Origin of the sequence: Caldimonas taiwanensis NBRC 104434, assembly GCF_001592165.1 — a bacterium.
Lineage (GTDB): Bacteria > Pseudomonadota > Gammaproteobacteria > Burkholderiales > Burkholderiaceae_C > Caldimonas > Caldimonas manganoxidans.
Genome location: NZ_BCWK01000071.1, coordinates 1 through 1,277 on the forward strand (window position 1 = coordinate 1; position 1,277 = coordinate 1,277).

Annotated in this window: 2 protein-coding genes; both read left to right on the forward strand. The window is 58.7% G+C overall.

Going from position 1 to position 1,277, the window contains the following annotated elements:
* Positions 1 to 686 (forward strand): N-acetylmuramidase family protein (locus CTA01S_RS16130; RefSeq protein ID WP_157451412.1); only part of this gene is annotated, 686 nt, incomplete at its 5' end.
* Positions 646 to 1,277, forward strand: a 632-nt coding sequence (locus CTA01S_RS16545; protein ID WP_232301113.1) for a hypothetical protein, incomplete at its 3' end; no start/stop codon positions are given. The genes CTA01S_RS16130 and CTA01S_RS16545, both read left to right, overlap by 41 nt.

The window sequence follows — 1,277 nt, forward strand, 5'->3', positions numbered from 1 at the left end:
GGAACGACACGGCAGGTCGCCTCGAATGCGAACAGGAAGTGCTGCAGGCCATCGCCAAAGTAGAAAGCGGCGGCAGCGCCTTCTGGCGCCTGATGGACGGCCAGGGAGGGCATGTGCCCGCCATTCTGTACGAACGCCAACATTTCAGCCGGCTCACAGGCGGCAAGTATGACAACACCCACCCAGACATCTCCTGGCCTGTGGGTTACCGCAAGCGCGAGCGGCTGGGCCAAGACGACCCAAAGATGCACGACGGCCGCGTCGATGAGGACGACGTCCTTGGTAACTACGTCACCTCATACCAGCGCCTGATCAACGCCTACCGGCTGGACCCTGTTGCCGCACTCAAGTCCTGCTCTTGGGGCAAGTTCCAGATCTTGGGCGTCAATCACAGGCTGTGTGGGGAGCGTGAACTTGACGAGTTCATCAACAAGATGTGCACCTCGGAGGTCGAGCAGCTGGGCTTGCTTGCCGGCTTCATCATGAACAATCCGCCCGCGTGGAAAGACCCCAAGAACAAGGCGCTGGGCCGAGAAATCTCCTTGTGGGATGCCGTCAAGACCAAGAACTGGCGCATGATCGCCTTCTACTACAACGGCAAGAAGTATGAAACCTACCAGTACCACCTCAAACTGGAGCGCGCTTATGAAGCTTATAAAAAAGCCAACTCAGCCAAGCAGGCTTGACCGCGCGTTTGCCAGGGTGTGCGTGGCAGCCGCGTGGCTGAGCCTTGCGGCGTTGGCCCAGGCCGAGATCAAGCTATCGAGCGACTGGGGCAACCAGTACACCTGCTCCGGATCTCCACGCAACCCCATTGAGCTGGCAGAGGTCCAGCAAGGCCGGCGCCCACGGCCAGTGTGCATACTCAACGAAAGCGAGAAAGTCCGCGATGCAGCCTTTCGATCTGTCGCGGCTCGTGCAGCTGACATCGACATTAGCAACCCACCCAGACTTGATTTCTGGCACGCCATGGGCTTCAAGATGATGCTGGATGGCCGGCAGCATTACCTGGAGCCCGTCCTCTTCATGACGAAGAGCCACCCCGATGAGGTGTGCACGCCTTCTCATTTCACAGGCCAACCGACCTACCGATGCGACGAAGGGCAGCGGTACACGAATGACTGCCATGTGCTCATCTTCAACGACAAGTTCGAGGAAGTCGGCTACCACCGCATCGAAGTCAAAGAGCCCTATCAGTTCTTTTGCAATACCGTGCCTGCCATCGGCGTGGGCGATGCCGCCAACAACCTGGTGCTGGTGATGGTTCAGTACTTTCC